This window comes from Prevotella sp. Sow4_E9_plate (assembly GCF_052116205.1).
GTDB lineage: Bacteria > Bacteroidota > Bacteroidia > Bacteroidales > Bacteroidaceae > Prevotella.
Map to the genome: position 1 here is coordinate 1 of NZ_JBQKLN010000085.1, position 4,855 is coordinate 4,855.

Consider the following 4,855-nt stretch of genomic DNA (forward strand, 5'->3'; position numbering starts at 1 on the left):
CTCGCCATATTTTGCGGGATGGGACCGCCTGGGGAACTTTTAAAGGTAAAAGAGCTATTTAAAGGTAAAAAAGTAAAAAGGTAAAAAAGTAAAAAATCTGCGTCATCTGCGCAATCTGCGTGACTTTTAAAGGTAAAAAAGTAAAAAGGTAAAAATCTGTGTGAATCTGTGAAATCTGTGGGAACTTTTAAAGGTAAAAAATCCGTGAGATCCGTGAGATCCGTGTGGGAACTTTTAAAGGTAAAAGGGGAAAAAAGTAAAAAGGTAAAAAATCTGCGTCATCTGCGAAATCTGCGTGACTTTTAAAGGTAAAAAGGTAAAAATCTGTGTGAATCTGTGAAATCTGTGGGAACTTTTAAAGGTAAAAGGGTAAAAAAGTAAAAAGGTAAAAAATCTGCGTCATCTGCGAAATCTGTGGGACTTTTAAAGGTAAAAAATCCGTGAGAATCGTGAGATTCGATGAACAATTCATCCGATGAAATAAATCATCAGATGAATTATTCTTCCTTGATCTTCCATTCGCTGATGGTGCGCTGGGTGCTGTCGTAATTAACGCCAATCTTAAAGAGACGCTTGCCGTCGGCAGAATAAGGAATCAGATATCCCTTTTCATCAATCTGCCTGATTGCTTCCTCTGCAGAACCATCATACTTCAACTCGAAAACAAACACGGCATCCGGCATATAAACCACGGCATCAGCCCTGCCTATCGCACTGTTCTCCTCTACCCTCATGTGGGCACCCATCAGATTGAAGACAAGATAGAACACCGTCTGGAAATCCCGCTCACTCTTGTTGCTCAACCGGTTGGAGATGCTGGCAAGATATGCTTTCAGTCGCACCATCGCCCCCTCGACATCTGCCTCATAGAGCTTCTCCAGGAAATCACCTACCAGACTGTTGTTGTCCAGAGAAATCGGCGAAAGATAGTTGGGCGCAAGACTCTTGAGCATGCCTATTTTAACCTCCCTGTTTGGATATTCAAGAGTATAGCGATGCAGCAGCGGGTTATACTTCTTGATGGTGAGATAACCACTCTGATAGAGCAGCGGAAGTGCTGAAGTCATCATTTCCGGTGAAACATCAAAGTCATCCACATCGCATGACTTTTTCTCGATATCCATCACATTGACGTGATACTTCTGCAACGTCTTGATAAGATAAGACGGCGTGCCGGAACCAAACCAGTAAGGAGCTATGTCACGAGCATTCAAAGCCTTTACCAGACTGAAAGGATTGAAGATGTCCTCTGATTTCTTGCAGAAATGATAGCCGTCGTAGAATCTTGTCAGTTCTGCCAGACACTCCTCATACGTCATGCCAAGGGCTTCACCCAGCGCTGCCACATCCGGTTTCATCTGCGTGGTAAGCTCTGTCTTACTGATGCCGCAGATGGCGGAATACTGGTCGAACATGCTGATATTATCGAGGTTGTTGAGTTCGCTGAAGATGCTGAGCTGCGAGAACTTGGTAATGCCGGTGATGAAGGTGAACTCCAGGTACGGGTCTAGCATCTTCAGAGGACTGTAGAAGTTCTGCATGATGCGACGGAGGGGTTGCAGGTTCTCCTTCTCGTGCACCACATCCAGCAGAGGGGCATCATATTCGTCGATGATGACAGCCACTTTTTCGCCCGTCTTCTCGTAAGCACGCTTTACAATACCAGCCAGTCTTTCATTAGGATAGTTTTCACCTTCTCCCTTGCCGTAAAGCTTTTCGTAGGGCAAAAGTCGTAGATTCAGATAACTGTTCAGGGCGTCAGCATCAAAATGCTTGGCACCGCTCATATCGAAATGGAGCACAGGGTGCTTCACCCATTCCTTCTCGTAATCCGCAATGGCCAATCCCTCAAAAAGTTCCTTTCTTCCCTCGAAATAAGCCTGGAGGGTAGAGGCAAAGAGCGACTTGCCGAATCGTCTCGGACGACTCAGAAAGACATACTTCATTCCTTTCTCCCGGAAATCCACGATATATTGGGTCTTGTCTACATAGAGATAATTGCCCTCTCGGATATTCGAGAATGTCTGTATCCCTACGGGATAGCAATTTACTATTTTTGCCATAATCCTATATGCTTTACGTTTTGCGCTGCTAAATTACGAAGAAAATCTGAATTAGCCAAGCATAAGTGGAAAAAGTTTGTGCCATCAGCTCTCCTTCAGCAGTTCAATCTCTTCTTCCGTCAAGCCAGTGGCTTGGGTTATTTGATCGATAGGAAGCCCAAGGGACAGAAGGTTTCGGGCGATTTCAAGGCTTCGCTGGTTCATACCTTTCTCTATGCCTTTCTGGTATCTGTCATCCAGGAGGGTTCTTTCAACGCTTACGGAATCCCAGAACTTGTCATAGGCTCTGAGTTCGGCATCTGTGAATCCGGAAATCTCCAGTTCCTCTACGGCTTTTCCGATCTCCGGGTCATTAAGCAGGTCGGCTGGTACTTCCTTCGTATTGGAATTGATTTCTGTGAGGAAACGCAGCCACATTACCATCATGCGCTTGTCGGCAATGGAATGAGGAGTGAACTTAGGGAGTTCTATGAAAGTGAAATGCAAGCCTTCAATGACCTTATTACTGTCCTTATCATGTACGATGCGATAGTTGTGGATGAAATCCGGAGTATCATGCGCAAAGATATCATTCACAAGATTCAGGGAATATACAGGTTGGAGTTCACTGTATTTTCCTCCCTTTTTAGCCTGACTCACATAGAGTTTGGATGCATTGAACAATACTCGCTGCTGGAATGCGTCAGACCATTCCATCTGCATTTCCACACAGAACTTCCTGCCTCTGACATCTGTGCAGAGTACATCTACGATGGTGTTTTTGCCCCCTTCGAGCAGGGGCACAAGTTCTGTAGGCAGATACTTTATCTCGTGTATCTGCTCCTCGTCGCTGAGTGGCAGGAGGGCGTTCAGGAGACTGATCAGTCTTGTGGGATGATTGCCGAATATCTTCTTGAACGTGAGGTCTGCCTTAGGATCTAAGTACTTCATAACCATCTGTTTTTAAATCTATAGCGCAAAGTTACGACTTTATTTTCAAACCTGCAAGCTTTTCGGGGACTTTTAAAGGTAAAAAGGCTATTTAAAGGTAAAAAAGTAAAAAGGTAAAAAAGTAAAAAATCTGCGTGACTCCACATAAAAACGCATAAGGGTGTGGTATAAAGTTTCCTCCATATTTATTTCCTGCACAAAAAAAGTTTTTTGCGTGAAAAAGTCTCAAAGTATCATTATTCTGTGAAATACTCTTGTAAGCAACTGATATTCTGCAATATACACGAATGAGACTTTTCTGATTATTTTACAAGAAGTATCATTAAAGTATCATAAATCCGGAAGAAGTATCATGAAATTCGGCTTTGAGTCGATTTAAAAGACTAAAAAAGAAGTGTCTACTATTCCAGTTTTACAAAAATGAAAGTGTCTATTTTTCCAAGATATAAAGAATGTAAACACAAAATAGGAATAAGAGAAAAGATTGACAAGCAGGATTAGGAATAACAGCACATAAGGTGGTCTGTTAGAGACCATTAAACGGTCTGTCCCTGCCCGTCAAGTGGGCACTCAGGGACCAAGTGTCGGGCATTGGGAGAACAAGTAACGGGCAGTCGTTGCCCGTACGGCGGGCACTGAGTGCCCAAAGTGTCGGACGGTTTTTGGGCACTTTTTGCGGGTCTGCAGCTTCGCTATTATGCATGATGCTTTATGGCGATTTTGTGATGCTTCAATGACGGTTTTTATGATACTTCTATCAAATTTATGATACTTCTATGATACTTTTTGTAAAGTAATCCGAAAAGTATCATTCTTTTATCTTGTTGTGTATCAGATGTTTATATCGGAATTTAGTCGAAAAGATGATACTTTGAGACTTTTTTCACGAAAAAACTTTTTTTGTGCGTATAAGAAAGGTGGTAAATTTATAAAGTATCTGATCTAATTCCTTATAGATACCTCAAAATTATGTCCCGACGTAGCCTCTACTACATGGCGACGTAATCTTTCCTACGTCCCGACGCAGAGATTCCTGCGTCGTCATGTAATCTTCGATCCACCCCGTCAGGTTTTTCGATCCACCCCGTCCCTCCTTTGACAAAGAGGTGTTTTTTTGCCCCACCTGTCCCTCCCCTGCGGGAGGGTCCTTAACCCACTCCCAAGCCCTCGCCCTTTCCAAAAGGGCAAGGGATGTAACCGCCCTCCGGTGCTCAGAACCGCTTCGCTCTAAGGTTGGCGGGACATCAAAGCCCTCGCCATGTTTTGCGGGATGGGACCGCCTGGGGAACTTTTAAAAGTAAAAAGGTAAAAAAGTAAAAAGGTAAAAAAGTAAAAAGGTAAAAAATCCGCGGGAATCTGTGAAATCTGTGGGACTATTAAAGGTAAAAAGTAAAAAATCCGTGAGATCCGTGTGGGAACTTTTAAAGGTAAAAAAGTAAAAGAAATCTGCGTCATCTGCGAAATCTGCGTGACTCTTAAAACTCAATTTCTAGAGTAAATAGTGCTCTATAGTCTCCTGAACGAATTCTATATCTATTACGATACCCTACAAGTTTCCTGCAGTCTGTGATATCTTGAATGTCTCTGGCTGCTCTTCTCTTAATTTGGCATAGAGCTTTGCATCTTCGTTGCTTATCATGACGATACCAGCCTACGGAAAGGATGGAATTGTCAGCTTATTTCCTAAAATCTCTCTGGCAGAAACATTTCTTTCTCTATTATATAATAATGTGATACAGCCAGAAAAGTGTAATATCTCCCCGCAGGAGATAGTACAGAGAAAGTTTAGAACTTAAAGTTAACAATTAATATTTTTAATTAAATTTTATCGTATGAAAAGAAAGTATTTAAGCGCGCTGCTT

The 4,855-nt window shown here is 42.6% G+C and carries 2 protein-coding genes; both read right to left on the bottom strand.

Annotated features, from left to right (window positions below):
• Positions 1-497 precede the first annotated feature (497 nt).
• On the bottom strand, positions 498-2,063 hold the full coding sequence (locus ACTQ53_RS17050) for an AAA family ATPase (protein WP_441934464.1): 1,566 nt from the start codon (positions 2,061-2,063) through the stop codon (positions 498-500).
• 84 nt (positions 2,064-2,147) lie between these two features.
• Entirely contained in the window at positions 2,148-2,999 is an 852-nt protein-coding gene (locus ACTQ53_RS17055; protein WP_441934466.1) for an Rpn family recombination-promoting nuclease/putative transposase, read from the bottom strand.
• Between the last annotated feature and the right edge of the window lie 1,856 nt (positions 3,000-4,855).

Excerpts from the sequence above, each read along its gene's own strand:
- ACTQ53_RS17055 (WP_441934466.1), bottom strand. The coding sequence starts at position 2,999 with ATGGTTATGAAGTACTTAGATCCTAAGGCAGACCTCACGTTCAAGAAG.
- ACTQ53_RS17050 (WP_441934464.1), bottom strand. The coding sequence starts at position 2,063 with ATGGCAAAAATAGTAAATTGCTATCCCGTAGGGATACAGACATTCTCG.